18 protein-coding genes and 1 pseudogene are annotated in these 26426 nt (G+C 64.7%); 9 read left to right on the top strand and 10 right to left on the bottom strand.

The genetic code is table 11. The features are described 5' to 3' along the window. Positions 1 to 89 precede the first annotated feature (89 nt). From AAFG07_RS39815 to AAFG07_RS39790, 6 genes are all read right to left on the bottom strand, one after another. Positions 90 to 1019, bottom strand: coding sequence for a GNAT family N-acetyltransferase (locus AAFG07_RS39815; RefSeq protein WP_342725021.1), 930 nt, complete (start codon positions 1017 to 1019; stop codon positions 90 to 92). Between the two features lie 11 nt (positions 1020 to 1030). Next, the gene (locus AAFG07_RS39810) at positions 1031 to 2080 is read right to left on the bottom strand and encodes an amidohydrolase family protein (protein ID WP_342725020.1); all 1050 of its coding nucleotides are present in this window, start codon (positions 2078 to 2080) and stop codon (positions 1031 to 1033) included. An 83-nt stretch (positions 2081 to 2163) separates the two neighbouring features. Beyond that, positions 2164 to 3552, bottom strand: coding sequence for an MFS transporter (locus tag AAFG07_RS39805; protein ID WP_342725019.1), 1389 nt, complete (start codon positions 3550 to 3552; stop codon positions 2164 to 2166). Positions 3553 to 3576: 24 nt separating this feature from the next. Further along, a complete protein-coding gene (locus tag AAFG07_RS39800) occupies positions 3577 to 4038 on the bottom strand; it encodes a MerR family transcriptional regulator (protein ID WP_342725018.1) in 462 nt (153 codons plus the stop codon). Then, positions 4038 to 5033, bottom strand: a complete 996-nt coding sequence (locus AAFG07_RS39795) for an aldo/keto reductase (RefSeq protein ID WP_342725017.1) — start codon at positions 5031 to 5033, stop codon at positions 4038 to 4040. The genes AAFG07_RS39800 and AAFG07_RS39795 overlap by 1 nt, the downstream gene beginning before the upstream one ends. Before the next feature lie 120 nt (positions 5034 to 5153). Next, positions 5154 to 5969, bottom strand: coding sequence for an MBL fold metallo-hydrolase (locus AAFG07_RS39790; RefSeq protein ID WP_342725016.1), 816 nt, complete (start codon positions 5967 to 5969; stop codon positions 5154 to 5156). Positions 5970 to 6269: 300 nt separating this feature from the next. Here AAFG07_RS39790 and AAFG07_RS39785 point away from each other — a divergent pair. Beyond that, positions 6270 to 6998 (top strand): annotated as a pseudogene (locus AAFG07_RS39785) (alpha/beta hydrolase); the annotation flags it as partial. Here the strand turns inward: AAFG07_RS39785 and AAFG07_RS39780 are convergent. Together AAFG07_RS39780 and AAFG07_RS39775 are read right to left on the bottom strand one after the other, a co-directional pair. Beyond that, a complete protein-coding gene (locus AAFG07_RS39780) occupies positions 6910 to 8610 on the bottom strand; it encodes a permease (protein WP_342725015.1) in 1701 nt (566 codons plus the stop codon). The pseudogene AAFG07_RS39785 and the gene AAFG07_RS39780 sit on opposite strands and share 89 nt — an antisense overlap. Next, positions 8607 to 9359 carry an ABC transporter ATP-binding protein gene (locus AAFG07_RS39775; RefSeq protein ID WP_092119695.1) on the bottom strand — a complete coding sequence of 251 codons (753 nt, stop codon included), beginning with the start codon at positions 9357 to 9359 and terminating at the stop codon, positions 8607 to 8609. The genes AAFG07_RS39780 and AAFG07_RS39775 overlap by 4 nt, the downstream gene beginning before the upstream one ends. A 293-nt stretch (positions 9360 to 9652) precedes the next feature. Between AAFG07_RS39775 and AAFG07_RS39770 the strand changes: the two genes are divergently transcribed. The 6 genes from AAFG07_RS39770 (at position 9653) to AAFG07_RS39745 (ending at position 16562) form a co-directional block, all read left to right on the top strand. Then, positions 9653 to 10528 (top strand): branched-chain amino acid ABC transporter permease, encoded by an 876-nt coding sequence (locus AAFG07_RS39770; RefSeq protein WP_028336612.1) that lies wholly within the window; start codon positions 9653 to 9655, stop codon positions 10526 to 10528. 10 nt (positions 10529 to 10538) lie between these two features. After that, entirely contained in the window at positions 10539 to 11690 is a 1152-nt protein-coding gene (locus AAFG07_RS39765; RefSeq protein WP_342725014.1) for a branched-chain amino acid ABC transporter permease, read from the top strand. Continuing rightward, positions 11687 to 12445, top strand: coding sequence for an ABC transporter ATP-binding protein (locus AAFG07_RS39760; RefSeq protein WP_342725013.1), 759 nt, complete (start codon positions 11687 to 11689; stop codon positions 12443 to 12445). Before AAFG07_RS39765 ends, AAFG07_RS39760 begins: the two co-directional genes overlap by 4 nt. Before the next feature lie 10 nt (positions 12446 to 12455). After that, a complete protein-coding gene (locus AAFG07_RS39755) occupies positions 12456 to 13235 on the top strand; it encodes an ABC transporter ATP-binding protein (RefSeq protein WP_342725012.1) in 780 nt (259 codons plus the stop codon). Between the two features lie 154 nt (positions 13236 to 13389). After that, on the top strand, positions 13390 to 15228 hold the full coding sequence (locus tag AAFG07_RS39750) for an AMP-binding protein (RefSeq protein WP_342725011.1): 1839 nt from the start codon (positions 13390 to 13392) through the stop codon (positions 15226 to 15228). A gap of 134 nt (positions 15229 to 15362) precedes the next feature. Next, positions 15363 to 16562, top strand: a complete 1200-nt coding sequence (locus AAFG07_RS39745) for an ABC transporter substrate-binding protein (protein ID WP_342725010.1) — start codon at positions 15363 to 15365, stop codon at positions 16560 to 16562. A 124-nt stretch (positions 16563 to 16686) separates the two neighbouring features. Here AAFG07_RS39745 and AAFG07_RS39740 read toward each other — a convergent pair whose 3' ends face one another. Next, a complete protein-coding gene (locus tag AAFG07_RS39740) occupies positions 16687 to 17439 on the bottom strand; it encodes a transglutaminase-like cysteine peptidase (RefSeq protein WP_342725009.1) in 753 nt (250 codons plus the stop codon). Positions 17440 to 18033: 594 nt separating this feature from the next. Here AAFG07_RS39740 and AAFG07_RS39735 point away from each other — a divergent pair. Then, positions 18034 to 22197, top strand: a complete 4164-nt coding sequence (locus tag AAFG07_RS39735) for a VCBS domain-containing protein (RefSeq protein WP_342725008.1) — start codon at positions 18034 to 18036, stop codon at positions 22195 to 22197. Positions 22198 to 22290: 93 nt separating this feature from the next. Next, positions 22291 to 24525 carry an adenylate/guanylate cyclase domain-containing protein gene (locus AAFG07_RS39730; RefSeq protein ID WP_342725007.1) on the top strand — a complete coding sequence of 745 codons (2235 nt, stop codon included), beginning with the start codon at positions 22291 to 22293 and terminating at the stop codon, positions 24523 to 24525. A 176-nt stretch (positions 24526 to 24701) separates the two neighbouring features. Here the strand turns inward: AAFG07_RS39730 and AAFG07_RS39725 are convergent, their stop codons facing one another. After that, positions 24702 to 26309 carry an ABC transporter substrate-binding protein gene (locus AAFG07_RS39725; protein WP_342725006.1) on the bottom strand — a complete coding sequence of 536 codons (1608 nt, stop codon included), beginning with the start codon at positions 26307 to 26309 and terminating at the stop codon, positions 24702 to 24704. Between the last annotated feature and the right edge of the window lie 117 nt (positions 26310 to 26426).

The raw sequence follows: 26426 nt of genomic DNA, 5'->3' as shown, positions 1-26426 counted from the left end.
GGCCGTTCGCCCTTCGAGGCTCGCTTCGCTCGCACCTCAGGGTGACGGGGATAAATTAGTGTTCTCGGACCATTCCAAAAGGCTGGCTATTAAAACCGCCGCCCACGCGCCGCGAGCAGTTCGCCTCGCGGTGCGCTGAAGCGGCAGGTCTCGTGCTGCGGCTTGAAGCCGAGCCGGCGGTAGATCTTCAGCGCGGGCGCGTTGCGGCTCGAGACGTTGAGCCAGCAGGGATGCTCGACCGACACGTCGTGTGCGGCCAGCACGCGATAGACCAGCAGCTGGCCGAGCCCGCGTCCCTGCCGCGCCGGATCGACCGCGACCGACTCGATCCACATCGAGTTCCGCTCCGGCTCGGTCAGGCAGAAGCCCGACATCTGGCCTTCCTCCGACGCGATCCAGACTTCGCTCTCGGTCAGGACCTGCGCCATCTCCTCCGGCGAATACCGGCGGAACGCGGAGTCCGAGGCATAGGCGGCGTTGTGGAGGCGCGCCACCTCGCCGGCGCAGGCGGTGACGTCGCTGACCTGCTCGATGGTGGCGCGGGCCGCCGCGAGCGTGCGTGCCGGCTGCAATGGCTCGACGCATTTCATCCCGATTTCGGACTCGACATGAACAAAGCCGAAGGCGGCCACGAAGGCCATTCCCGCCGGCCAATCGCTGCTCACCAGCGTCTGGACGGTGAGATCGGGATCGGTGTCGATCGCAAGCACGTCGTCGAACAGCGCGAGGCCAATCCGGCGGCGCCGGACCTCGGGCGCGACGACGATCTTGAGGAACCGGGAATGATGCGCGCCCTGATCGCGCAATGATGACTCAGCGAGGCCAAGGAGTCGGCCGTTCCGCTCGGCAATGCGGAAGTCGCGGCCGCCACGGTTCTGCGGCAGTTTCAGGAACTGGTCCCACTGCGGCAGCGTGACAGGGCCCAGCCGCGGTTCCACCGCAGCCGCCTTTGCGTAGAGTTCGACCACCGCTTCTGCATCAGCCTCACGAAGCGGCCGGATGGTGATGCTGTCATCCATGAGTCGCAAGTTTACCCGATATCGAGCCGATAGACATCCTTTGCCGTCTGCAAGAACAACGCCGTCTTCTCGGCTTCGCTATATTGTGATGCAAGCCGTTTAAAGGTGTTGAAGATCACCTGATAGCTGCACTGTCCCTTATCAGGTGGGAAGTTGCTCTCGAACATGCAACGGCTCGGGCCGAACGCCTCGATGCAGGTCTCCACATAGGGCCGCCAGGCGGCGGCGAGTTCCTCCGACGAGGGCGGCCTGGGGCGCAGGTGGAAGTCGTAGCCGAGCAGGCACATCGCCAGCCCGCCGAGCTTGACCACGACGTTCGGGCATTTGGCGATCTCCTCGATCGACGCCTTCCAGACCGGAAAGGTCTCCTCGCGCTTGCCGGCGAAGCGGCCGGTGCCGACCGGTCCGCCGCAATGGTCGAGCACGATCCTTGTGTCGGGAAAGGCGCGGGCGAGGTCGGTGAGCTCGCCGATCTGCGGGTGGAACAGCCAGGCATCGAAGCTGAGGCCGAGCGGCGCCAGGCAGGCGAACCCCCTCCGAAAGGTGGCATCCAGCAAGATCCCCTTCGGGCGGTTGGCGTACATGTGGGCGACATTGGGGTCCTCGTCCCAGGCCGAGGAGTGGCGGATGCCGCGGAACCGGCCGTTGCCGGCGGCGATTTCCGCCTCCAGCACCTCCTTGGCTTGGTCGCCGATCAGAAGGTTAACGTGGCTGACGATGCCGGCGCAGATCGCCGCCTTGCCATAGCCGCCGCTCGCCGCCATCGCCGCGACGCCGTTGGCGAACTCGACCTCGCCGACCGGGCGGAACGCCTCCGGCCCGTCGGCGCGATACATCGACCGGCAATCGACATAGACGGTCGCCACGATGTTGTGGCCCGAGGCGATGTCGTCGCGCATCTCCTCGATCAGGTAGCGCAAGCCGCCGCGATCCCAGAGATGATGGTGCGGATCGACGATCGGCCTGTTGGGATCGATGATCTCCTCGGTATATTGGGCGAGCCAGTCTTCGCGCGGATTGGCATAGAGCCCGCTTGCAGAGGCGGGCAGAGTGCTGGCCATGGATGATGCTCCCTGTTCTTGCTCTTGTCGGCCGCCGATCCGGTGTCGGCTGTGCGAAGGATAACGAGCCGCGCGCGAGCAGGTCAAATGCGCAGCCGTGGCGCCTCGCGCCCTGTCACCATCCACGCCACGCCGGCGCCGGCGAACTGGACGAGGCTTCCGGCGATCATCGCGAGCAGCAGGCCGTGGCTGCCGCCGCCGGTTGCCGCGTAGCACGCGCCGAGCACCGCAACGCCGATCGTCGCACCGCTGATCCGGGCCACGTTGATCAGCGCCGCAGCCGTACCGGCCCGCGCAGCGGCGACGTCGCCGACGGCCATCGCCGAGAGCGGCCCCGCGGCGAGGCCGAGCCCGAGCCCGGTGATCGCCAGTCCGAACTCGGCCAGGGCGATGTCCGGTCGCAGGCCACCGAGGCCAATCATCAGGAGGCCGACACCCATCAGCGTCACGCCGCCCGAGCTGGCCGCGCGCAGCCCGAGCTTTTCCGACAGCATGCCGGAGAACGGTGAGACCATCACGAACACCAGCGACATCGGCAGCAGCGCGGCGGCGCTTGCCGCGGCATCGAGCCGTCCGCTCGACTGCCACGCCAGCGGCAGCACGAAGACCATGCCGTACCCGCCGAATGTCATGCCCGTGGTGGCGATCATGGCAGCGCGGAACCGGCGTGCGCCGAAAATCTCCGGCGACAGCAGCGCCCCGGCCCCTCGCCTTCTTTCGACGGCGATCAGCAGGGCTACTGAAAGCGAAGCGATGACCAGGGCGGCGGTCATCGCGCCCGGCGCCGATTGTGCGCCGATGGCGGCATAGGTCAGGCTTCCAAGCGCCAATGCACCGCAGAACTGGGCCGGAATGTCGACCGCGCGCCGCTGCGGGTTCACCGATTCCGGGATCGTCGACCCAGCCATCAGCACGACGAGCAGGCCGAACGGCACGATTACCAGGAAGATGCTGCGCCAGCCGAGCCACGGGATCAGCAGCCCGCCAAGGCTCGGTCCCAGCGCCATGGCGACGCCGTTGCAGGCGGCCCAGATACCAAGCGCGCGGGCGCGCTCCTCCGGCCGGTCCCAGACCACCCGGATGATCGCAAGCGAGGCCGGAATCATCAGCGCGCCGCCGGCGCCCGTGAGGGCACGTCCGCCGATCAGCACCAGCGCGGATGGCGCGGCCGCGCATAGCAGCGACGCGAAAGTGAAGATCAGAGCGCCGCAGATCAGGATGCGACGCCTGCCATATCTGTCCGCGAGCATCCCGCCGGTCAGCAGCGAGACCGCGTAGACCAGATTGTAGCTGTCGACGATCCATTGCAACTCATCGACACCCGCACCGAAATGATCGCCGATCGCGCGCGCGCCGAGATTGACGATGAACGTATCGATATGCGCGATCGTAACCGCCAGACACAGCGTCAGCAGCGTCAGCCGCTGCGATGCGCGCATGGCAAAGGGTTTACGCCGAAGCATATCGTCCATCGCGTATCCTGCTATTCGATGCGTTCAGGCCCTGGTGGCGGACCGCTTGGCGCGGGCGCGCTGCTGTGGCGAGACCTTGGGCCGCGTGCCTGCCGCGACCCACTCGTCGTAGAACTCGATCTTGGCGTCGACCAGCGCGAGCGCTTCGGTCCATTTGGCGATCATGGCCCGGACGCGGAGCTGGTGCTCGGCGAGCAGCGCGCGGCGCTTGCGCAAGGTCGCGCTGCCCTGCTTCACGAGCGTGGTATAGTCGCGAAGCTGCTTGATCGACATCCCGGTCAAGCGCAGCCGCTCCATCAGATCGAGCCAGCCGATGTGATAGTCGTTGTAGACGCGGCGCCGGCCGCGGTCCCTGACGACGCCGGGCATCAGGCCCTGCGCTTCATACCAGCGGATGGTATGCACGCTTCGGCCGGAGCGCCGCGCGATGTCGCCGATGTAGAGTGCGTTCGGCGTCGCCTGCAAATCGGATGTCCGGGCGTCCATCACAGATAGACCGCTTTCATCGCGCCGGCCGGATAGCGCTCACCTGCCGCGGCGCCGGCCGGGATGGCCGCTGAAATCCGTGCCAGCTCGTCCGGCGAGAGCACCACGTCGAGGGCGTCGATGTTCTCGTCCAGCCGGCTGCGCTGCTTGGTGCCGGGAATCGGTACGATGTCCCGTCCCTGCGCCAGCAGCCAGGCGAGCACGAGCTGAGCCGGTGTGCAATTCTTCTCGCGTGCGATCGTCACGATGCCGCTGACGAGATCGCGGTTGCGGGCAAAATTATCGCCGGCGAAGCGCGGATGGTCGCCGCGGCGATCGCCCGCGATGTCGGCCTGCGACTGGATCTGGCCGGTCAGGAAGCCGCGGCCGAGCGGCGAATAGGCGACGAAGGCGATGCCGAGCGCCCGCGTCGTCTGCAGGGTCTCCTCGGCCTCGCTGCGGTAGAGCAGGGAATATTCGGTTTGCACCGCGGCCAGTCTGTGCACCTTGTGCGCGCGGCGAATGGTTTCGGGGCGCGCCTCGCACAGGCCGAGATGGCGAACCTTGCCTTGCTCGACGAGGCGCGCCATCGCGCCGACCGTATCCTCGATCGGAACGTTCGGATCGATGCGGTGCTGGTAGTAGAGATCGATGGTTTCGATGTTGAGCCGCTTCAGGCTCGCCTCGCAGGCTTCTTGGACGTAGGCGGGCCGTCCGTCCACGCCCTGTCCGGTCGCGGTCTTCACCTGACCGAATTTGGTCGCGATCACGACCCTGTCGCGCAGGCCCTTCAGCGCGCGGCCCAGCAATTCCTCGTTGTGGCCCCAGCCATAGAGATCGGCGCTGTCGAGGAAGTCGATGCCCCGGTCGATGGCGTAGCGGATGAAGTCGGGCGTCGCCGTATCGTCATTGGCGCCGTAGATGCCGGACAGTGACATGCAGCCGAGCCCGACGGCGGAAACCTGCGGGCCGTCAATGCCGAGCCTGCGGTGCGGGAGCTTGCTTGAAGGTGTCATGCGGTTGGTCCTCGTGGCCGGGTGTTGCCGGACGATCCCGAGTGAACAAGCTAGAGTATACTCTAGGTCAAGCGCGAAAAGTGCCGGTGCACGAAATCGTGTCAGGGGCAGTCGGGCGACTTATACGCCGTCGAGGATGATCACCGTCGGCGTTGACGGCAGCGTGTCGCGCGAAATCCGCAAGGTGCGCTCGCCGCCGCGGCGGTCGATCTCGAATTGCTGGCCGATCAGGCGCATGAACTCGTCGAGCGGGGTGGCAAAGCGGTGCATCGGCAGCACGACGGCGGCGCGCAATCGCTTGGTGATCTCGGAGATGCCGTCGAGCGACATCGTATAGGTGCCGTCGATCGGCACCATCACGATGTCGAGCCGGCCGATCGCCGCGAAATGGCTGTCGTCGAGCTTGACGTGGAGGTGGCCGAGATGGCCGATGCAGAGGCCGGCGACCTCGAAGATGAAGATCGAGTTGCCGTCCTTGATCATCTCGCCGCCGGAATCTTCGCCCCAATAGCGGCGGATGTCGGTGGTGACGTTGCGGATATAGACGTCGCCGATCCGCATCGCGTAATGCGCGGCCTGGCCGTTCTCGCCCCAACCATGCAGCACGTGCGGAATCCCGGGGTCGGGAAACAGCGTGTAATGCGTCGCGTGGGCCCGGTTCATGGTCGCGACGTCGGGCAGCCGCCCGGTCTGATAGACGCCGTTGTAGTCGGTCGCGATCCTGATGCCGCCGGGCGTGTCGATGTAATAGGTCGAATGGCCAGCATAGGTGATCGCGACCTCGTCGGCTTTGGCCGCGATGCGCCGGTAGTTCACCGGGACGGCGCGCGGCGGCGCATTGGCCATCGCCAGGCATTCGCTGCGCTGGGCATCCTGCGCCAGGGCGTGGCTGGTGAACGTTCCCAGCAAGACGAGCGCGGCGAGCAATCTCAGCATGACCTGTTCCGCCTTCGGCGATATCCGCCGGCGTCAGACTATCGCGCAATTGGCGTGCCGTCATGATGACGCCGGCGCATCGCTCCATGGCGTAGGCTGCAATACGATCCGGGCGATTATTGCGTTGGCAGGCGCTATCATGCGGCGCAGATCACAGCGATCAGGGAGTTCTGCGTGACTGATAATAGCTCCGCGCCGCGCGCATCATCCACCAAACGGCTCGAGCCATTGCGCCATGTCGACGCGGGCGTGCTCGACATCGCCTATTATGAGGCTGGCCCGGCCGACGGTCCCGCCGTCATGCTGATGCACGGCTTTCCCTACGACATCCACTCCTATGTGGACGTCGCTCCACTGTTGGCGGCGCAGGGTTGCCGGGTCATCGTGCCCTATCTGCGTGGCTACGGCCCGACGGTGTTCCGCGACAAGGCGACGCCGCGCTCGGGCGAGCAGGCGGCGGTCGGCGCCGACCTGATCGCGCTGATCGACGCGCTCGACATCACGCGCGCGGTGTTCGCCGGCTATGACTGGGGCGGCCGCGCCGCCTCGATCGGTGCGGCGCTGTGGCCGGAACGCTGCATCGGGCTCGTCTGCACCAATGGCTACATGATCCAGGACATCGCGCATGCGATGGTGCCGGCGCGCCCCGAGCGCGAGGTGCCGCTGTGGTATCAGTACTACTTCCAGCTCGAGCGCGGACGCGCCGGGCTTGCCGCCAACCGGCGCGGCATTGCACGGATATTGTGGTCGCAATGGTCGCCGAGCTGGGCGTTCGACGATGCGTGTTTCGAGCGGACCGCGGTCGCATTCGACAATCCCGATTATGTCGACGTCGTGATCCACAGCTACCGGCATCGCTACGGCGTTGTCGCCGGGGATCGGCAATATGCGGATTTGCAGCGGCGGCTGGACGCGCTGCCGGTGATTACGGTCCCCACCATCACGCTCGATGGCGCCGACGACGGCGTGACGCCCGCGCGCGACGGCAGCGCCAGCGCGGCAAAATACACTGCCCGCCGCGCATATCGCGTGATCCCGCGTGCCGGACACAATCTGCCGCAGGAAGCACCGGAGGCGTTCGCCGCGGCGGTGATGGAGCTGGTGAAGGGCTAGCGTTGTCCTGCGCGCGCCGCGGGCTGATCTTCCAGGCAATGGCGAGCGTCAACAGCGTCAGAATGCCGCTGATGAGCGCGGCCATCGGGATCGTCAGGGCCAGGGCGGCGGTTGCGGCCCAGCCGATCGAGGAGAAGGCTTCCGCGAAGGTGGCGATGCGGGAGGAGGTCTGGCGCCGGCGAAACTGGCTGCGCTTGGCCTGCGCGCGGAACCAGAGCTGGACCGCGGCGGCGGATGCGGTCGCGATGACGATCGCGATCGCCGTCACCGCGGCCTGCCCCGGCGAGGCGAACGCCAGCGCGGCCACCAGCGGCGCGAAAACCGCGGCGATCGCGATCAGGACGACCTCGACCTTGGCGCGGGTCACGCGCGACGGCGGCAGCGGTGCGGTTGCCACCAGATCGGGCGCGTCCTCGCCCGAGATGGTCAGCCACGCCAGTCCGCCGGCGAGCTGGCCTGCGGCCATCACGATGACGGGCGTGATCAGCACGATCGCGGTCGACGTGCCGGAGAAGCTTCGCCACAACATCAGCGCCGGCGGCAGCAGATAGAGCATCTGCATCAGGCTCTGCGACAGCAGCCACGGATCGCGGCGCAGCAGCAGGAATTCCTTGCGGCGCAGCGCCTGCTGCCGCGAGCCGGTCCGGAACGCGCGGGCGCGTCCTTGCGTGACCGTCGCCGGATTGGCGGCGACGCGGGCGACGGTGTCGGCAAACCGCGGCGCGAACACCGCCATCACGCCGCCGAGCAACACGAGCGCGGTGGCGAGCAGCAGCATCATGATGTCGAAATCGCCGAGCGATGCGCGCGCCGGCCACCAGAGCAGGCTGTCGGGGGCCGGGGCAATTCGTGCCGCGGTCTCCGAGGTCAGAAAGGCAAAGCGCGACAGCGTGCCGTAGGACAGCACGGCGACGACCTGCAACGCGATGACGAAGCCGGCGCCGATGACGGCTGAGACGATCTGTGCCACCAGCCGCGTCCGGCCCGGTCCGATCAGGCGAAACAGCAACGCGGTGACGGCGATCGCCGCGGCCGCCGCCGACAGCCCGATCGCAAGGACGACGCCGAAGCCGGCAAGCCAGCGTGCACCGCCGAGATACACCAGTACGTCGATGAACGGCGTCGACAGCAAGAGTGCCATGCTGCTCACCGTCAGCGCGATCGCGGCGATCCGGATCGAGAAGATGTTGGTGAGTTTTGCCGGCGACGACATGATCAGGTCGAGATCGGCGCGGGCGTAGAACACCCGCGTCACCGACTCGATCGCCTGCGAGAGCATCAGCGCCCAGGACAGGAAGATCGTCGCGGTCAGCACGATCAGCGAGGAGGGATCGAGCGGAAACCGCAGGTCGACATAGCGGGCGACAACGGCATAGGCCGGCAGATGCAGGATCGCCGCGAAGAGCAGCAGGCCGATCACGGCGCGATTGCGCCGGCGCCGGCCGCCGGTCATCATCGCCAGCCACTCGCGCCACGCCAGGCGGAATTCGTGGCGGGCGAACCAGGTGAGATGGGCTGTCGAGCTCACGCGGCGGCCGCCTCGGTATCGACCAGCGCGATGAACATGTCCTCGAGGGTGGTGTCGTTGCGGCCGTTCTGCTCGCGCAGCTCGGCCAGCGTGCCCTCGGCGATCAGCCTGCCGGCCGCGATCACGCCGATCCGGTCGGCCATGCGCTCGGCGACCTCGAGAATGTGAGTGGTCATGATCACGGTGCAGCCGGCGCGGACGCGCTCCTGCAGCAGCCCCTTGACGTGACGCGCCGACAGCGCGTCGAGGCCGGTCAGCGGTTCATCGAGAATGATCAGGCGGGGATCGTGCACCAGCGCACCGGCGAGCGCTACCTTCTGGCGCATGCCCTTGGAGAAGCCTTCGCAGCGCGCGTTGAGATGCGGCTCGAGCCCGAGCGACACCAGGAGATTGCGCGCGGACTTCTCCGACGTGCGGGGATCGATGCCCCACAGGCCGGCGACGAATTCGAGATATTCGAGCGGCGTCAGCTTGTCGTAGATCATCGGCTCGTCGGACACCCAGGCCATGATCTGCTTGGCTGAGACCGGGTCGGCCAGCGCATCGATGCCGAGGATCGACACCGAGCCGGCATCGGGCCGCAATAGCCCCGCCACCATGCGCAGCGTCGTGGTCTTGCCGGCGCCGTTCGGCCCGAGCAGCGCATAGAATTCACCGACACGGACGGTGAGATCGAGCGCGTCGACCGCCGGGCGGTCAAAACGCTTGGTTAACCCTCGCACGGCGAGTGCGGACAGTTCCGAAGTCATGGTGCGTTGGCGATCCGGGAGTTCGCTCGTCGGTTGCGTAAGCTTGGACAAAAACCGTTTCGGTGCAGTGAATCGCACGGGGCAAATCGAACGCGATATCCGTATTAGTCCGTGCTGCGGCATATCTCCGCAAATGTGATGATACAGCCGGATCAGCGGTTTGTTGACAGGGATCGGGCCTTTTGGCTCAATCGGGGCGGACATAGGCAGCTTTCAGCGCTTCCGACACAAGGGCGTGAAGGCGGGATGCAACGAGCGATCGGGAAGAATCGCCGGGCATCGGGGAGGGAACGATGCTGGACTTTGTTCAGCAGCTCGTCAGCGGCATCGCGCTCGGCTGCGTTTACGGCCTGATCGCGCTCGGCTTCGTGCTGGTCTACAAGGCAACCGAGGTCGTCAATTTCGCGCAAGGCGATTTGATGATGCTGGGCGGCTTTTTCGCCTTCACCTTCATCGGCATGCTCGGGCTGAATTACTGGGTCGGCTTCGCCGGCGCGGTGATCTGCATGGCGCTGTTCGGCATGCTGGCCGAGCGGCTCGTGGTGCGGCCGATCCTCGGCTATCCGCAATTCTCCATCATCATGGCGACGATCGGGCTCGGCTATTTCCTGCGCTCGGTCTCCGGCATGATCTGGGGCACCGACGACTTCAAGATCGAAACACCGTTCAGCCAGGGTGTCCTGAGGATCGGCAGCCTGGTGCTCGCCTATGACAAATTGTCGGTGATCGCGGCGACCATCATCCTGTGCGCGCTGCTCTATCTGTTCTTCAACCGCACCACGCTCGGCACCGCGATGCGCGCCAGCTCCGAGAACATGCTCGCTGCCTATTACATGGGCATCCCGGTCAAGCGCGTGGTCTCGATCGTCTGGGCGATCTCGGCGGCGGTGGCGACCTGCGCCGGCGTGCTGCTGGCGCCGATCACCTTCATCCATTCCAATGTCGGCCTGGTGCTGGGGCTGAAGGCGTTTCCGGCCGCCGTGCTCGGCGGCTTCGGCTCGATCCCCGGCGCCGTGGTCGGCGGCGTCCTGATCGGCGTGATCGAGAGCATGGCCGGCTTCTATCTGCCGCAGGGCTGGAAGGACGTCGCGCCCTACATCGTGCTGCTCGCAGTGCTGCTGCTCAAGCCCGAGGGCCTGTTCGGCCTTCATGTCCGAAAAAAGGTTTGAGGGGTAACGCATGCGGTTTCTCTTCAAGACCGACTATGAAGACGACATCAGGCTGTTCCCGCATTCCGGCTATATCTATTCCTACGGCCTGCTGCTGGCGGTGCTGCTGATCGCGCCCTACGTGCTCTCAAGCTATCTGATGAGCCAGGTCGTCTTCGTCTGCATCTATGCGACCGTCGGCGTCGGGCTGTTGATCCTGACCGGCTTCACCGGTCAGGCCTCGCTCGGCCATGCCGCATTTCTGGCGATCGGCGCCTACACGGCAGCCTATCTGCAGCAATTCAACGTGCCGTTTCCGGTCTACTTCCTCGCCGCGGGGCTGTTGACCGGCGTGGTCGGCGCGCTGGTCGGATTTCCGGCGCTGCGGCTGCAGGGCATCTATCTGGTGATCGCGACGATCTCGTTTGCCTTCATCGTCGAGGAAATCCTGGCGCGCTGGGAAAGCGTGACCCACGGCAATGAGGGCATGCGGGTCAAGACCATTGAGCTGCTCGGCACCACGGTGTCGCGCGACGGCCCGACCTTCTATTATCTCTGCCTTGCGGTGCTGGTGCTGACCATCGTCGGCACGCTCAATCTGCTGCGCTCGCCGACCGGGCGCGCCTTTGTCGCGATCCGCGACAGCGAGACCGCGGCGCGCAGCATGGGCATCAACGTCGCGCTCTACAAGGTGAAGTCGTTCGCGATCTCGGCGGCGATCACCGGCTTTGCCGGCGTGCTGTTCGCCCACAAGCTGTCCTTCATCTCGCCCGAGATGTTCACTTTGCAGCTCTCGATCGAGTTCATCATTGTGATCCTGATCGGCGGCACGTTCAGCCTGCACGGCGCAGTGCTCGGCGCGATCTTCCTGGTTATGATCGATCCGTTCCTGACCTACCTGAAGGACGACATGCCCGGCGTGATCAGTGGCGTCGCGGCCACTCTGGGCGCCGGTACGGAACGCGCAGGCCACATCCAGGATGCGGTCGCGGCCTTCGCGTCCGCCAACGGGCTGAAGGGCGCGATCTACGGCATCATCATCGTGGTGTTCGTGTTGTTCGAGCCACTCGGGCTCTATGGCCGCTGGCTCAAGATCAAGCTCTTCTTCCAGCTGTTCCCGCTGTACAAGCGCGCGACCTTCAAGCGGCAGAAGATCTACGTGAAGTCGGAGCGGAACCGATGAGCTATTTCCGCGCCGAGAACCTGTCCCTGCATTTCGGCGGCCTCAAGGCCGTCGATGCGGTCAGCTTCGCGGTCGAGAAGGGCGAGATCCTCTCGATCATCGGGCCCAATGGCGCCGGCAAGAGCTCGATCTTCAACCTGATCTCGCGGATCTATCCGCCGACCTCGGGCAGGATCTTCTTCGAGGATCAGGACATCACCCAGGAGCCGGCCTACGACATCGCCAGGCTCGGCATCGCGCGCACCTTCCAGAACATCGAGCTGTTCGAGAATGCGACCATGCTGAGCAATCTCCTGGTCGGCCGCCATCGCCATTCCACCACCCAGCTCTGGCAGGAGCTGCTGTTCCTGCCGAGTGTCCGGGCCGGCGAGAAGGCGCATCGCCGCCGGGTCGAGCAGGTGATCGAATTCCTCGATCTCGAGCCGTACCGCGACAAGCTGATCTCGGGGTTGCCCTACGGCGTACGCAAGGTGATCGAGCTGGCGCGTGCGCTGTGCTCGGAGCCGAAGCTGATCCTGCTCGACGAGCCGTCGTCCGGCCTCAACGTCGAGGAGACCGACGACATGTCGTTCTGGATCCGCGACATGAAGAGTGAGCTTGGCATCACGGTGCTGATGGTCGAGCACGACATGACGCTGGTCAACCGGGTCTCCGACCGCGTGATCGCGCTGAACTACGGCCGCGTGCTGGCGATGGGCTCGCCGTCCGAGGTGCAGCACCATCCCGACGTCGTCGCAGCGTATCTCGGTGCATGAGGATGATGCCATGAGCGCAGCGGACATCATCCTGAAGCTCTCCAACATCGAGAGCTATTACGGGCCGATCATGGCGATCCGCGGCATCAGCCTCGAGGTGCCGCGCGGCCGGATCGTGACGCTGCTCGGCGCCAACGGCGCCGGCAAGACCACGGTCTTGAAGACGATCTCCGGCATCCTCGATCCGCAGAAGGGCACGATCGAATTCCTGGGCAAGCCGATCCAGCGCATGGAGGCCGACCGGATCGTGCGGCTCGGCCTCAGCCATGTGCCGGAAGGGCGCGAGGTGTTTCCGTTCCTGTCGGTGCGCGAGAACCTGATGATGGGCGCCTATCTGCGCAAGGATCGCGACGGTGTGGCGCAGGACCTCGAACGCGTCTACGGCTATTTTCCACGGCTGAAGGAGCGGCTCGGCCAGCCGGCCGGGCAGCTGTCGGGCGGCGAGCAGCAGATGCTTGCGATCGGGCGGGCGCTGATGAACCGGCCGACCTTGCTGCTGCTGGACGAGCCGTCGCTCGGGCTGTCGCCGATCCTGGTGAAGGAGATCTTCACCATCATCCGCCGCGTCAATGAGGAGCAGGGCATGTCGATCCTGCTGGTCGAGCAGAATGCCAAGATCGCGCTGGAGACGGCGCATTACGGCTATGTGCTGGAGATCGGCCGCGTCGTCATGAACGACACCTGCGAGCGGCTGTTGAATTCGCCCGATATCCAGGAGTTCTACCTCGGCGCCAAGGAAGCGGGCGCGCGGGGCGAGCGGCGCTGGAAAAAGAAGAAGACGTGGCGTTGAGAAGGTCGGCGCTGACGAAGGTTGGCGTCGACTAAAGTTGGCCGAGGAAGGTTTGGCGCCGAGAGCGAGTTGGAGCTAGATTTCGGGCCTGCTTCGCGAACAAGACCGGCATTCGGGCCGGCGGGTGAGGCAAGCGGCAGAGGAGGGAGCGCGCATGGCAGGACCAGCGGTGCTGACGGTTGCCGACACGATCGCGAGGAGCTTTCTGCTCGCGGTGCAAACGCGTGGCGACAGGCCCGCGATCCGCGAAAAGAAGTTCGGCATCTGGCAGCCGACCAGCTGGCGCGAATGGCTGCAGATATCCAAGGACATCGCCTTCGGCCTGCATGCGACCGGCTTCCGTCCCGGCGACGTCGCCTCGATCATCGCCAACGCGGTGCCGGAATGGGTCTATGCCGACATGGGCATCCTGTGCGCCGGCGGCGTGTCCTCCGGCATCTATCCGACCGATTCGGCGGCGCAGGTCGAATACCTCGTCAATGATTCCCGCACGCGGGTGATGTTCGTCGAGGACGAGGAGCAGCTCGACAAGGTGCTGACCTGCCGGTCGCGCTGTCCGACGCTGGAAAGGATCGTCGTGTTCGACATGGAGGGCCTCTCCGGCTTCTCCGATCCGATGGTGCTGTCGCTCGCCGAATTCACCGCGCTCGGCCGCAATCATGCGCAGGGCAATGATGCCTTGTGGGATGAAATGACGGGCAGCCGCACCGCCTCCGATCTCGCGATCCTGGTCTATACCTCGGGCACGACGGGCCCACCCAAGGGCGCGATGCATTCCAACCGCAGCGTGACGCACCAGATGCGCCACGCCAACGATCTCTACCCTTCGACCGACAGCGAGGAGCGGCTGGTGTTCCTGCCGCTCTGCCATGTCGCCGAGCGGGTCGGCGGCTACTACATCTCGCTCGCGCTGGGTTCGGTGATGAACTTTGCTGAGAGCCCGGAGACGGTGCCGGACAATCTGCGCGAGGTGCAGCCGACTGCATTCCTCGCGGTGCCCAGGATCTGGGAGAAGTTCTATTCCGGCATCACCATCGCGCTGAAGGACGCGACCCCGTTCCAGAACTGGATGTATGCCCGGGCGCTTGCGATCGGCAACCGGATGACCGAGTGCCGGCTGGAGGGCGAGACGCCGCCGCTGTCGCTGCGGCTCGCCAACCGCGCGGCCTACTGGCTGGTGTTCCGCAACATCCGCCGCATGCTCGGGCTCGACCGCTGCCGGATCGCATTGACCGGCGCGGCGCCGATCTCGCCGGATCTGATCCGCTGGTATCTCGCGCTCGGCATCGACATGCGCGAGGTTTACGGCCAGACCGAGAATTGCGGCGTCGCGACCATGATGCCGGCGGACCGCATCAAGCTCGGCTCGGTCGGCAAGGCCGCGCCCTGGGGCGAGGTGATGATCTGCCCGAAGGGCGAGATCCTGATCAAGGGCGACTTCCTGTTCATGGGCTATCTCAACCAGCCGGAGAAGACCGCCGAAACGATCGACGCGAGAGGCTGGCTGCACACCGGCGACGTCGGTGCGATCGACAATGAAGGCTATGTGAAGATCACCGACCGGATGAAGGACATCATCATCACCTCCGGCGGCAAGAACATCACGCCGTCCGAGATCGAGAACCAGCTCAAATTCTCGCCTTACGTCTCCGATGCGGTCGTGATCGGCGACAAGCGGCCGTATCTCACCTGCCTGATCATGATCGACCAGGAGAATGTCGAGAAATACGCCCAGGACCAGGATATCCCCTTCACCAACTACGCGAGCCTGTGCCGTGCCCGCGAGATCCAGGACCTGATCCAGCGCGAGATTGAGGCGGTCAACGCCAAGTTCGCGCGCGTCGAGACCATCAAGAGATTCTACCTGATCGAGCGCCAGCTCACGCCCGAGGACGAGGAGCTGACGCCGACCATGAAGCTGAAGCGCAGCTTTGTGAACAAGCGCTACGCCGCCGAGATCGACGCCATGTATGGCGCGCGGGCGGTTGCGTAGAGCATGATCCGGAAAAGTGTGAAGCGGTTTTCCGAATAGGTCATGCTCAAGGAGAGAGACGACGACGGACGCGGCGAGGGAGCGAGCAGGCCCGACCCTTCGCTCAACATGGGCCATGTAAGGAGGAGACTGCAATGTCGAAATCGCTGAAGGCGCTGGGCCTTGCGGTGAGCGCGCTGGCGCTGACCTGTGTGCCGGCCGCAGCCCAGACCAAGGTCACCAATGAAGGCATCTCGCCAACCGAGATCGTGATCGGAACGCATCAGGATTTGTCCGGCCCGATCAAGGTCTGGGGCGTCCCGGTGTCCAACGGCATGAAGATGGCGGTCGAGGAAATCAACGCCAGCGGCGGCATCAACGGCCGCAAGATCAAGATGATCCTGGAGGACAACGGCTACGACCCGAAGAAGGCCGTGCTGGCCTCGCAGAAGATGGTCGAGCGCGACAAGGTCTTCGCGATGATCGGCCCGATGGGATCGCCGACCGTGCTCGCCGCGCAGGACATCCTGTTCGATGCCGGCGTGCTGCAGCTGTTCCCACTGACCGCCGCCGAATTCACCTTCAAGTTCGATCCCGCCAAGCCGCAGGAGCGGCTGAAGTTCAACAACCTGCTGCCCTATGTCGAGAGCACGCGCGCCGCGATCAAATACATGATGGAGTGGAAGAACTTCAAGAAGCCCTGCATCATGCACCAGGACGACGAGTACGGTAAGAACGTGCTCGACGGCTTCACCCAGCAGCTCGGCGCGATGAAGGTGCAGCCGGCATCGGTCACCAGCTACAAGCGCGGCGCTTCCGACTTCTCGGCGCAGGTCGCCAAGATGAAGTCCGACGGCTGCGATCTCGTCGTGCTCGGCACCGTGATCCGCGAGACGATCGGCGCGATGAACGAGGCGAAGAAGCTCGGCTGGGACGTCACCTTCCTCGGGGCCACGCCGACCAACGTGCTCGAAGTGCCGGCGCTCGGCAAGGAAGCCGTCGAGGGCCTCTATGCCGCGTCGGGCTTCGAGATTCCCTACGAGGACACGGCCAAGGGCAAGGTGAAGGACTGGCTGGTCAACTACAAGAAGATGTTCAACAGCGAGGCCAACACGCAGGCGATCATCGGCTACAACGCGGTGATGACCTTCGCGTTCTACGCGCAGAAGGCGGGCAAGGATCTCACCGGCCAGAAGATGCTCGACGCGCTGGAGTCAGGCGACAAGTTCCTCGACATCTTCAGCTCGCCGCCGACCAAGTTCTCCAAGACCGATCATCTCGCCAACACCATCACCCAGGTGCAGCAGGTCAAGGGCGGCCGCTGGGTGCTGGTGAAGGACAATTTGATGTTCTGAGCGGCATTCCTCGGGACCGTCGTTCCGGGATGGTGCTTCAGCACCAGACCACAGGTGCGCAGTCGCGCACCGGGGACCTCGAGATTCCGGGTTCGATGCTCTGCATCGCCCCGGAATGACCCAGTCAATTCACCCCCGCCGGCGGCCGCCACGCGGCTTCGGTGACGAGCGGCGCATCGAGGTAACGGCTGACGCCGTTCTGGTCGATCACGAAGGTCGGCCGAAAACGCCTGATATCGGCATCCTCGATCATCGCCATGCGGCGGTTGTCGAGCGTCAGCCAGTGGCCGTCGAGCCGCGCCGCGACCACGGCGTGGTCCTCGCCGCCGAGCAGGTCATGCATCACGACGATGCGCAAATCTTCCGGCGCGACGCCGGCCTTGCCGAGCGCCACGAATTTCGCGATCGCATAGTCCTCGCAATCGCCGCTGCCGCGGGCAAAGGTGGCGAGCGGCGTGGCCCAGACGTCGGGCTCGCCATAAGTCGCGAGATCGCTGCCGGGGCGGATCGCCAGATTGATCGCGCGGTTGATCTCGCCGAGACGGGCGCGACCGGTGCGCGCGCGTCCGGCGTCGACGATCGCCAGGAACCGCAGCGCCTCCGGGGACGCACACCCCGCGCGGTCGCTCTCGCAGGCTGCGAGCTGCACCAATTCGTCGGCAAGCTGGCGTTGCACGCCGAGCCATTTGTCGCGCAGGCCGCCGCCAGCAAGCAGGCTGGTCGACAGGCCGAACGGCTCGGTCGACTTTCTGAGTAGTGTCGCCGGGCCGGGCGAAAGCAGCGAGGCGGCATTCAGCTCGGCAATCGGCGCGGCCAAGGCCAGGCCGAAGCCCAGCATGACGGCGCGCAGCGCAAACGAGCGAAGCGAGTTACCCATGTGACACCCCCTGTCCGCTCATCGACGGGTGGATACTGCACCGCGCACGCGACCGGATCGTTTCATGCCGACAGCATGGCCAACGATCCCTTCGAATCGACTTAAGATGTGGGGAAACCGGGCAGGAGACTAAAGGGCCTGTGGTCCGGGTCCCGAAAACTTTACCGGTTTGTGAAACGAACCGGCGAACCTTTTTCCACCGCGAAACGCCTCATCCTTGCCTTCTGGTTAACCCGGCCGGTCCGCGCACGGGATAGCTGCGATTTGTAAGCCAGGTCACAGCTTTAGCCGGAAAAATGGAGTCAAATGCCCTCTCGGGGCTGCGGGGAAATAAAGGCAAGTAGAGAAATGCAAGTTAATACCACGAATACGTGGCTCAGTACCCATCTTGGCTTAAATCCCATCTCATGGTACCGTCAGGTAAGTCCGGACTACACGACTCATCTGAGAGTGAGCCAAGTCACACCCAGTCAAACCGCGCAATCAGAGCACCTTGCGAAAGCACAGGATGGTTTCGCGAAGCTTTATCCGATGATATGCAGGCGTAATCATTCGGATATTCTACCAATATTAACCTTCGTGCGGTGATCCGCAGTGAACTTTGTCGAGAAATTCGACGGCTATTTGCCGAACACGGACGCTTATGCCCGTGGATCGGTGCATGTCGACAGTGTTTCCACGCACGCTCCGCCCGGCGCGATCACCGTCGACGACGGGCAATTGCTGTTCACCGGCGACTTCAAGCGGACCGGGCTCGATCTCGTCATCTCGAAGGACGACCGGGAACTCGTCCTGCACGACTACTTCAAGGGCGAGAAACACGCGGCCCTGGCGTCGCCTGAAGGCGCGCATCTCACCGGCGACCTCGTCAACGCACTCACTGGCCACACCCAATATGCCCAGGCCGGCGGCGCGGTGGAACCGGCGAAGGTCATCGGCCACGTCACCAAGCTGGCGGGCAACGCCACCGCGATCCGCAACGGTGTCGCGATCGTCCTGAACCAGGGCGACAACGTCAACAAGGGTGACGTGGTGCAGTCCGGCAGCGACTCGACGCTCGGCATCACCTTCATCGACGGCACCGTGTTCGGTCTCGGACCGAACGCCAAGATGGTGCTGAACGAGATGATCTACGACCCGAACGGGTCGAGCAATTCGTCGCTGATGAGCCTCGTCTCGGGCACGATCTCATTCGTTGCCGGCGCGACCGCCAAGCATGGCGACATGAAGGTCGATACGCCGGTTGCGACCATGGGCATCCGCGGCACCGCGGTGCTGGTCGAGATCGATTTCGACGTCCAGGGCACGGGTGGCGTGCCGCCGGCCAAATTCCAGGTGCTGGTCGAGCCCGACGGCACCACCGGCTCCTACATCCTGTTCGACAAAACGACGCTCAATCCGATCGCGACGGTCGATCAGGCCGGCACCCAGACCATCGTCAACGGCCAGGGCAGCGTCAGCTTCGTCTCGTCGGCGCAACTGTCGACCGATGCGCAGAAGCTGATCTCCGACGTCTTCGCGCTGAAGTTCACCGACAATTCGAATCCCAACACCAAGCTCACGACGAACTTCACGGACAGCGTCGTCCCGGTCACGATCGGCCTGAAGCTCGCGACCGGTGACGCCTTCGTGCCGATCAACTTTCTGCTCGGGTTGACCAGCAATCCCGGATCGCAGGCCGCTGCCCCCCAGTCCGACCACATCGCCGGGCCGCCGCATGTCGTGACCCAGAATGGAGCGATCACCGAACAGGCCGGGCAGACCCATAGCACGCTGCCCGACACCGTGAGCGGCCAGATCACCTGGGTGGACGTCAATCTCGGCGACAAGCCGACTGCAACCATCAACTTCAGCACGTTCAGCTACCACGACGCCAGCGGCAACGACGTCACCTCGTCGCTGACGGCGGCCGAACAGGCGGCGATCGCAGCGGTCGAGATTCCGGTGCAGCTCGACCCCAATCCGCTGAACAGCAACATCGGCTCGGCGACCTGGACCTACAGCCTTGCCGACGGCGCCTTCGACTTCCTCGCCGCCGGCGAAACGCTGACGCTGACCTACATGGTGCGCGTCGATAACAACTACCCGCTGAGCAACGAGACCGCATTCAAGACCATCACCATCACGATCACCGGCACCAACGACACGCCGGTCGTGACGTCCTCGGCGCAGACCGGTTCGATCACCGAACTGCCGTGGACGACGAATTCGGCGACGCCCGATACGGCGCATGGCACGGTGACGTTTACCGATGCCGATTTGACCGACACACACACGGTCGCCATCACCGGCGTCACCGCGACCGGCTTCATCGGCGGAATCCCCAGCCAGGCCACCATGCTGAGCTGGCTGTCGCTGGGAACACTGACCGATTCGACCGACGGCGTGACGGGATCGCGCTCCTGGACGTTCTCGGCCGCCGACAAGAGTTTCGACTATCTCGCCGTCGGCGAGACGCTGACGCTGATCTACACGGTCCAGATCGACGACCATCATGGCGGCGTCGTCACGGTCCCGGTCACGATCACGATCGTCGGCACCGACGACAAGCCGGTGATCACCTCGCCGACCCAGGCGGCGGCCATCACCGAGGCCGCGGGCGTGACCGGTTCGGTGAATCCGGATACCGCGTCCGGCACGGTGACCTTTACCGATGTCGATCTCAGCGACACCCACAGCGTCACGGTGGCCGGTGTCACCGAAACCGGCGTGACCACCGGGCTGCCCGATCAGGCGACGATCCTGAGCTGGCTGTCGCTCGGTACGCTGAAGGATACGACCGGCGGCGTCGCCGGATCCAATGCCTGGACGTTCTCGGCCGCCGACAAGAATTTCGACTATCTGGCGGCCGGCGAGAAGCTGACGCTGACCTACCTGATCCAGGTCGACGACCACCATGGCGGCGTCGTCACCCAGCCCGTCACGATCACCATCACCGGCACCAACGACATCCCGACCTTCACATCGGAACCGTCGACCACCTCGGTCCCCGAGGCGATCGGCGAGACCGGCTCGATCAAGCCGGACGTCGCCCAAGGCGTGGTGGCGTTTGCCGACGTCGATCTCAGCGACACCCATACCGTGTCGATCACCGGCGTCGCGGAATCCGGCACGACCACGGGCCTGGCTGTGGACGAGTCCACGGTCCTGAACTGGCTCTCGCTGGGGACGCTGACGGATTCGACCGGCCATGTGAACGGATCGCAGGCCTGGACCTTCTCGGCCGCGGACAACAATTTCGACTATCTCGCCGTCGGCGAGACGCTGACGCTGACCTACACGGTCAAGATCGACGATCATCATGGCGGCGTGATCAGCCAACCGGTGACGATCACGATCGCCGGCAGCAATGACGCGCCCACCGTCACGTCGGCGCCGCAGACCGCCATTATTCCCGAGCAGCCCGACACGATGGGTTCGTTGAAGGCGGACAGCGCATCGGGCACCGTGGCGTTCACCGATGTGGATCTCAGCGACACCCACGTCATGACGATCACCGGCGTGGCGGAATCCGGCGCGACCGCGGGCCTGCCCGAGGACCAGTCCACGATCCTGAACTGGCTTTCGCTGGGGACGCTGACGGATTCGACCGGCCATGTGAACGGATCGCAGACCTGGACCTTCTCGGCCGCGGATCAGAATTTCGACTATCTGGCCGCCGGCGAGTCGCTGACGTTGACCTACTCGATCCAGATCGACGACCAACATGGCGGCGTCATCACCCAGCCCGTGACGATCACGATCAACGGGGCCAACGACGCGCCGACACTGGCTGACGTCAACGCCGGCACGCTCACCGATACCGCTGCCGACGACACGTTCAGCCCGCTCACCGGCGCGCTGCACGGCCATGACGTCGACGATGGCGAGACGGCGACGCTGACCTATGCCGCGCTCAACTCGGACCACGTCGCGGTCAACTCCTCGATCGCGGGCCTCTACGGCTCGCTTACGGTCAACGCCGACGGCACCTACAGCTACGTTCCCGACGCCGCCGCGATCAACGCGCTGGCCAAGGGCACCTATGCCGACACGTTTACCGTCGAGACCATCGATGCCCATGGCGCGACCGGGACTGCGACGCTGACGGTCGATGTCGTCGGCGCCAACGACGCGCCGGTGATCCATACCGACAACATCAGCATCACCGACAATCCCAACGGGACCGAAACGATCTCCGGCCTGACGGTCACGGATGTTGATGCCGGCGCCAACGAGAACTTCACCTTGGCGGCCGCGACGAACCCCGGTTCGGGCAGCAGCGTCGCGCCGTCAGTGCTGCTCGGCCATCTCCCGGATATCAACACCGCGCTCGGGTCGCCGGGCCTCGTCTACAACCCGGGCCAGACGCCGCCGGCGACCGACAAGATCGCGCTCTCCGTGACCGACGGCCATGGCGCGAGCGATACGGTCAACCTGATCTTCAGCGTCCAGCAAAATCCGTCTCAGCCGGTGACGCTGACGGGGACCAGCGACAAGGACGTGTTCTTCGGATCGGGCTATCAGGACAAGTTCGTGTTTGCGCCGAACTTCAATCACGACACGATCCTGAACTTCACGTCGGGCCAGGACCAGATCGACCTGTCCACAGTCGTCTCGACAAGCACCTTCAGCGGCTGGTTCGATCAGCATGTGACGACGTCGCCGACCAATTCGGCGGATACGCTGATCACGATCGACAGTGCAGACACGATCACGTTGCACAATGTCTCGAAGGCAAGCTTGTCCCAGAACGACTTCATCATTCATTATACGTGATGGGCGTCGGCCTCCTGAAAAGGCCGGCTGGATCCTGCATTGCGCAACGTCTGTTCGATTGGAACAATTCTCCGCGCGTGATATCCAGACGGTATGAAACGGCTGAAGGCGATACGAAGGTGGTTCGGACGGCGCTTCGGCTATGCGCGGTTGGCCTGCGTGGCGCTGTTGATCGGCTTTGCCGCGCTGCGGATCGCGGATCCGGCTCCGGTGCAGGAGCTTCGCGTCAGGACGTTTGACACGTTCCAGGTGCTCGAACCGCGCCAGAAGACCGCGCGGCCCGTCACCATCGTCGATATCGACGAGAAGAGCCTCGCTGACCCCCGGCTCGGGCAATGGCCGTGGCCGCGGACTCGGCTTGCCGACATCGTCATCAACCTCACCCGGCTCGGCGCCGTGGTGATCGCGTTCGACGCGGTGTTCTCCGAGCCCGACCGCCTCAACCCCGATATCGCGGCCGATACGTTCAGCAGCCTCGATGAGGAGATGCGCGCCAGGCTGCGGCAGCTGCCGAGCAACGACAGCATCCTGGCCGACGCCATCAAGAACTCGCGTGTGGTGCTCGGCGAATCGGGCGGGCCCAACGTGCGCGCCGACCTCAACGAAAAGCTCCCGGTCACCGGGCTAGCGATGCTCGGCGAAGAGCCGCAGCCCTTCATGTTCATGTTTCCGGGGTTGCTGCGCAATGTGCCGGTGCTGGAGGAGGCGGCCGCCGGGCGCGGCCTGTTCACGATCAGGCCGGAACGCGACGGCATCGTCAGGCGGGTGCCGATGATGATGGTCGCGCAGGGCATCACCATGCCGTCGCTGACTTTCGAGATGCTTCGGGTGGCGAGCGGCTCGGGCACCATCCTGATCAAGGCCGACAAGGCCGGTATCAAGAGCCTGGGCCTCAAGGGCTTTGCGATCCCGACCGATCTCCACGGCCAGCTTTGGATCCACTACGCCCGCCGCGATCCCTCGATCTATGTCTCGGCCGTCGACGTGCTGGACGGGCGCGTGCCGCCGGACAGGATCGCCGGCAAGCTGATCGTGATCGGCACCTCGGCGGTCGGGCTGAACGACATCAAGACCACGCCGGTGACGCCGGCGATGCCCGGGGTCGAGGTTCACGCCCAGGTGCTGGAGAGCGCGCTGACCGGTGACGTGGTTTCGCAACCGAACTACGGCATCGGCATCGAGTTCTTCGCCGCGCTGATCATGGGGCTCCTGGTCATCGCCTTCGCGCCGAAGTTCGGTCCGATCACGCTGGTGGTTGTCGGCGGGATGTTCGCCTCGGTGCTGACCGGCACGTCCTGGTATTTCTATTCCCAGCACCGGCTCCTGATCGATTTCACCTATCCGCTGATGTCGACCACGGCGATCTATCTCACGCTGATCTTCTCCGCCTTCGTGCGCGAACAGCAGCAGCGCCGGCAGATCAGGTCGCAATTCGTGCAGTACATGTCGCCCGCGCTGGTCGAGCAGCTGGCGCAATCGCCGGAGCGGCTCGTGCTCGGCGGCGAGGAGCGCGAGATGACCATCATGTTCTCGGACATGCGCGGCTTCACCTCGATCTCGGAAACCTACAAGCGCGATCCGCAAGGCCTCACGGCGCTGATGAACCGTTTCCTCACGCCGCTCACCAACGCGATCCTCGCACGCAAAGGCTATATCGACAAATATATGGGCGACGCCATCATGGCATTCTGGAATGCGCCGCTCGACGACAAGCAGCACCAGCTCAACGCCTGCGACGCCGCGCTTGACATGCTGGGGCACGTCGGCGACCTCAACCGCAAGCGCGAACAGGAAGCGCAGGACGGTGGCCACGTCTATGTGCCGCTCAACATGGGCGTCGGCCTCAACACCGGCACCTGCGTGGTCGGCAATATGGGGTCCGATCTCAAGTTCAATTATTCGGTGCTCGGCGACAGCGTCAATCTGGCGGCGCGGCTCGAGGGGCAGTCCAAGGAATACGGCTTCCCGATCATCGTGGGATCGAAGACCGCGCTCGCGGTGAAGGAAAAGTTCGCGATCCTCGAACTCGACTTCATCATGGTGAAGGGCAAGAAGGAGCCCGAGGTGATCTACGCGATCGCCGGCCGCGAGGACGTGGCTGGTTCCGGCCGCTTCCAGCGGCTGCGCAACCTGACCATCGAGATGCTCGCCTGTTACCGCAGCCGCGACTGGGACGGCGCGCTCGCCGCGATCGAGCGCGGTCGCAAGACCGACGAGGCGCAGACGCTGCAATATCTCTACCGCCTCTATGAGGCGCGCATCCGCGCCTTCCAGAAGGAGCCGCCGCCGGACGATTGGGATGGCGCCTTCGCATTGACGACGAAATAAGCGCCGCAAATCGGCTGTCGTCCCGGCTGACGACGAAATAGACGCCACAAACCCGGTGTCGTCCCGGCGAAGGCCGGGACCCATAACCACAAATGGGTGTCGTTAGAAAGCTGTCTGGCCGCTTGCCTATTGCGCCGGCCGCGGCGTATGGGTCCCGGCCTTCGCCGGGACGACACCTACTCCAGTCCGATCTGCGTCAGATCCTGGAACCAGTGCTGCGCCTGCACGAAGGTTTTCACCTTCGGCGACAGCGCGTGCGGATTGGTGTCGTGCACCACCCACACCAGCGCGGCATCGTCGACGATCAGCGCGTGCGCCTGCGCCAGCAGCGCATCCTGTTTCGCACTGTCGAAGGTCTGTTTGGCCTCGTCGATCAGCGCGTCGACCTTCGGATTCTTGTAGCCGCCCCAGTTGACGCCGGTCGGCGCCACCTGGCCGGAATGGAAGAACCGCACGATGGCGTAGAGCGGATCCGAGGTGACATAGGCGATGTTGTTGGCGGTGATGCCGGCGTTCATCTCGTCGGCCGCGCCCTTGCGCCAGTGCGAATAGAGTGTCTCGAGCTCGACCACCTTGAAGTCGATGTCGATGCCGATCTCCTTGAAGCTCTGCTGCAGGAATTCGTTCATCGGCAGCGACAGCATCTGCCCGGTGCCGCCCTGGGCGATGATGAAGGTGGTCTTCAGCGGTTTGTCCTTGGAATAGCCGGCTTCCTCAACCAGCTTCTTCGCGGCCGCGAGGTCGTATTTCAGTTCGAAGGTCGGCTTGCCGAACCACGGGCTCGACGGGTCGACCTGGCCCTTGGCGGGCTTGGCCAGGCCATTCATGAGGCCAACCACCGCATCGCGGTCGATTGCGAGGTTGAGCGCCTTGCGCAGGCGGATGTCGGTCCAGGGCGAACCCGGCAGCACGCTCAAGTGATAATTCCAGACATGCGGCGTCACGTTGTCGACGATCCTCATGCCGGCGGCCTTGAGCTGCGGCACGGCGTCGGGCGCCGGGGTTTCGATCAGGTCGACCTGACCGGCCAGCAGCGCGTTGGTGCGGGTCAGCGCCTCCGGCATCGGGATCAGGATCATCTTGTCGACCTTCGCAAGCCGCTTCTTGTCCCAATAGTCCGGGTTCTTGGTCAGCTCGGCGAGCTCGCGCGGCACCAGCTTGGTCAGCTTGAACGGGCCGGTGCCGGAGGGCTGGCTGGCGAACTTGTCCCAGTCCTTGCCGAGCTTCTCATATTGCGCGGGGCTCGAGACCAGGAACCAGAGCATCTGGTAGGGGAAGAAGGAGTCGACCGTCTTGGTGGTGATCTCGACGGTCTGGTCGTCGATCTTGGCGTAGCTCGCGACCGAGGGCAGCCGGGTCTTGACCTGGGCGCTCTGCCGCTTGTCGAATTGCGGTGCCTTGTCGTTCAGCACCTTGTCGAGATTCCAGATCACCGCGTCGGCGTTGAAGTCGCTGCCGTCGTGGAATTTGACGCCCTTGCGCAACGTGAAGCGCCACTTGGTCTTGTCGTTGTCGTCGACCTTCCATTCGGTCGCGAGCCCGGGCACCAGTTTGCCCGGCCGGTCGGCAACGTCCATCTCCCAGGCCACCAGCGGATCGTAGATCGTGTAGGCCGTGAACTGATAGGCGCCGGCGCCGCGATCGGGCTGGCCGGTCGTCAGCGGAATGTCGGCCATCGAAATGCCGTAGCGCACAATGGACTCTGCTCGCGCTGAGGTGGCCGGCCAGCCCGCGGTCAGGGCGAGCGCCATTGCCGCCGTCAGGATCGAATTGCGCGCGCGCATATGGAGGCTCCGTTGGTGGGAAGTCGGGGCCAAATCCTGCAAGCATGATGCCAGAATAGGCATCTTCGCACGGTTCAGGCGCGAGGTGGGAAGAAATGACGCGCCCGGCGGTTATTT

It is taken from the genome of Bradyrhizobium sp. B097 (genome assembly GCF_038957035.1).
Lineage (GTDB): Bacteria > Pseudomonadota > Alphaproteobacteria > Rhizobiales > Xanthobacteraceae > Bradyrhizobium.
Note: the sequence above shows the minus strand (reverse complement) of the source record. Positions and strands in the feature narration are given on the sequence as shown.

Coding starts and splice junctions, on each gene's coding strand:
- AAFG07_RS39815 (WP_342725021.1), bottom strand. CDS start 1,019: ATGGATGACAGCATCACCATCCGGCCGCTTCGTGAGGCTGATGCAGAA.
- AAFG07_RS39810 (WP_342725020.1), bottom strand. CDS start 2,080: ATGGCCAGCACTCTGCCCGCCTCTGCAAGCGGGCTCTATGCCAATCCG.
- AAFG07_RS39805 (WP_342725019.1), bottom strand. CDS start 3,552: ATGGACGATATGCTTCGGCGTAAACCCTTTGCCATGCGCGCATCGCAG.
- AAFG07_RS39800 (WP_342725018.1), bottom strand. CDS start 4,038: ATGGACGCCCGGACATCCGATTTGCAGGCGACGCCGAACGCACTCTAC.
- AAFG07_RS39795 (WP_342725017.1), bottom strand. CDS start 5,033: ATGACACCTTCAAGCAAGCTCCCGCACCGCAGGCTCGGCATTGACGGC.
- AAFG07_RS39790 (WP_342725016.1), bottom strand. CDS start 5,969: ATGCTGAGATTGCTCGCCGCGCTCGTCTTGCTGGGAACGTTCACCAGC.
- AAFG07_RS39775 (WP_092119695.1), bottom strand. CDS start 9,359: ATGACTTCGGAACTGTCCGCACTCGCCGTGCGAGGGTTAACCAAGCGT.
- AAFG07_RS39770 (WP_028336612.1), top strand. CDS start 9,653: ATGCTGGACTTTGTTCAGCAGCTCGTCAGCGGCATCGCGCTCGGCTGC.
- AAFG07_RS39765 (WP_342725014.1), top strand. CDS start 10,539: ATGCGGTTTCTCTTCAAGACCGACTATGAAGACGACATCAGGCTGTTC.
- AAFG07_RS39760 (WP_342725013.1), top strand. CDS start 11,687: ATGAGCTATTTCCGCGCCGAGAACCTGTCCCTGCATTTCGGCGGCCTC.
- AAFG07_RS39755 (WP_342725012.1), top strand. CDS start 12,456: ATGAGCGCAGCGGACATCATCCTGAAGCTCTCCAACATCGAGAGCTAT.
- AAFG07_RS39750 (WP_342725011.1), top strand. CDS start 13,390: ATGGCAGGACCAGCGGTGCTGACGGTTGCCGACACGATCGCGAGGAGC.
- AAFG07_RS39745 (WP_342725010.1), top strand. CDS start 15,363: ATGTCGAAATCGCTGAAGGCGCTGGGCCTTGCGGTGAGCGCGCTGGCG.
- AAFG07_RS39740 (WP_342725009.1), bottom strand. CDS start 17,439: ATGGGTAACTCGCTTCGCTCGTTTGCGCTGCGCGCCGTCATGCTGGGC.
- AAFG07_RS39730 (WP_342725007.1), top strand. CDS start 22,291: ATGAAACGGCTGAAGGCGATACGAAGGTGGTTCGGACGGCGCTTCGGC.
- AAFG07_RS39725 (WP_342725006.1), bottom strand. CDS start 26,309: ATGCGCGCGCGCAATTCGATCCTGACGGCGGCAATGGCGCTCGCCCTG.